Here is a 2,341-nt window from a genome sequence, read left to right on the forward strand (position 1 = left end):
CTCGGCGACGCGCAACAACGTCAGTTCGCCGACGGGTACGGTGCTCGTCCATGGCTCGATCAGGGGCCGCAATCGGGCCAGGCTGCCGAAGTCGTTCGCGGTTTCGCCGGCCAACAATTGGAACTCCCACCGGTAGCGGGACGGCCCGATGCGCATGTAGGTCCCCGCGCGACCCGGGTCGCACACCTGGTGGACCCCATCCCACTGGCGTAGATCCGCATCGCTGGCGATGTCGACCACCAGCCAGCGCTGTTGAAAGTTCAAGTCCCTCATGGCCGAGCCGATCCGGGTGCGCACCATGCTGTTGGCGCCGTCGCAGCCCAGCAGGTAGTCGGCGTCGACCTGATGAACCCGGCCGTCGGAGCGGTCGGTGAAGGTGACCCGGACGCGGGTTCCGTCCGACACGATGTCGGTGACTTCGGCGTTCCCTCGCAGCTGGGCGTTGGGGTGGCGTTCGAGATTGGCCCGCAGCAGGGCCTCCAACTCCGGCTGGTCGAACATGTTGGCCTGCGGGTAGCCGTGCACACTGCGTTCGGGATCGCGGTTGAACTCGGCCAGCGTGCGAAACCGGTTGTCTACCAGCCGCAGGCCCAGCGTCGGCCGCGATATCGCCGCGAATTGTTCGGCGATGCCGAGGCGGGCGATGATGCGATAGATCTCATCGTCCAGGTGCACGGCGCGCGGCTGAGCGTACACGCCCGGCCAGCGGTCGAGCACCAGACAGTCCACGCCGTACCGCGCCAACAACGTGGCGGTGGTGACACCGGTCGGTCCGGCGCCGACGATGACGACGGGGAGCCGGCGGGTGGACGGCGTGGTCACGCGAATCGGACTGTGGTGCGCTGTGTTCCGAGGTCGATGGCCCCGTCGTCGGTGGCCACCGACGCCTCGACGACGTCGCCGTCATGCAGGTAATTCTGGTTGGCGGCCTGGCGCGAGAAGAACATCTTCCATTTCATGGCGGGCGGCAACAGGTTTCCGATGAGCTGCACGGGCTTCGGTGGTGCACTCAGCGCGGTGCCGGCCGGGGTGCCGGTGAGCACCAGGTCACCGGGGGCGAGTTCCTGGAACTGGGTGAGTGACTGCAACGCCTCCAGTGGCCGATACAACATGTCGCCCTCGACGCGGGCGTTTTGCCGTTCCTGACCATTGACACTGAGGCGCAGGCGCAGATCGCCGAAGCGCTTGAGTTCATTGGCGTTCAGTAGCACCAACTCCGGGCCGACCGGTGTGAACGTCGGATACGACTTGGCCTCGTAGAACTGGGTTTGCGGAAGTTGGATGTCACGCGCGGAGACGTCGTTCGTGACGACCAACCCGGCGATGAAATCGCCCAGGTTGTCGTCGGTGATGGTGGTGCCGATCGCAATCGCGCGGCCGATGACCAGGCCGACCTCCACCTCGTAGTCGAGCAGCCTGACGTGCTGCGGTTTGACGATGTCATCGAACGGCCCGTTGATGGACGCGGATGCCTTGCGGAAGAACGTGAGCGGGACCGAGGCCGGATCCATGCCCGCGTCCCTGACATGCGACTCGAAGTTGGTCATTTGGGCGATGACTCGGCACGGCCGGGTCACCGGTGAGATCAAGCTGAGGGTGTCGACGGCGACGGTCTCGGTGTGGTTGGCCGCTCTTTCGATGGCGGCCCGGTCGGCCAGCAGCGCTGCGGTGCTGGTGGCCGCGGTGTCGATCTTGACCGCGCCGTTGACGGTCTTAAGCCACCAGGAGTCGGCGGTGTGCAGGACGGGAAGGGTCATGAGGTGGGAACTTTCAGTAGGCCAACCAGGCGGCTGACATCGAATTCGTTGTCCGCGCGGAGCGCTGTGATAAACGAAACCAATTCTCGCCGAGCAGATTTCGCATCGGTTCCGAGGAAGTCCTTGGTAGCCGGTGGGCCCCACTGGGCCAGCCCGGATGCGGTGAAGGGCGCCCAGCCCGGGTCCAGCGTGTTGTCGAACACGTCGCCATCGGTGAAGTGCTCGAACAGATAACCATCGGGATCCCGCCAGTAGTCGAAGATCTGGCTGCCCTGAATGTGCCTGCCGATTCCCCAGGACCGCGAGTAACCCCGCGCGCCAAGGTATTCGCCGCCGGCGGCCAGCGCGTCGAGGTCGCTTACCTGATACGCCGAGTGGACGTAGCGGTTGGCCGGACCCAGGGCCATGGCCAGGGTGTGATGGTCGGCCGGTGCCGAGCCACGGTCGCACCGGATGAAACTCATGGTCGGGCCTCGGTCGCGTTGGCCGGGGAAGTACAGGAAATCGCTCACGATCATGCCCAGGTTGTCCAGATACCAGTTCAGCGTTTCGAGGTACTTGGTCGACTGCACCACCAGGTGGCC

3 protein-coding genes are annotated in these 2,341 nt (G+C 65.3%); all 3 read right to left on the reverse strand.

Annotation, left to right across the window (positions count from 1 at the left end; all coding sequences use genetic code 11):
• Positions 1 to 822, reverse strand: an 822-nt coding sequence (locus A5711_RS08355; RefSeq protein ID WP_197520758.1) for an FAD-dependent monooxygenase, incomplete at its 3' end; no start/stop codon positions are given.
• Positions 819 to 1,757, reverse strand: coding sequence for a fumarylacetoacetate hydrolase family protein (locus A5711_RS08360; protein WP_067945375.1), 939 nt, complete (start codon positions 1,755 to 1,757; stop codon positions 819 to 821). The genes A5711_RS08360 and A5711_RS08355, both read right to left, overlap by 4 nt.
• The coding region (locus A5711_RS08365; RefSeq protein WP_197520759.1) for a VOC family protein at positions 1,754 to 2,341 on the reverse strand (588 nt) is incomplete at its 5' end. The genes A5711_RS08365 and A5711_RS08360, both read right to left, overlap by 4 nt.

The sequence above is a fragment of the Mycobacterium sp. E2238 genome (assembly GCF_001672665.1).
GTDB lineage: Bacteria > Actinomycetota > Actinomycetes > Mycobacteriales > Mycobacteriaceae > Mycobacterium.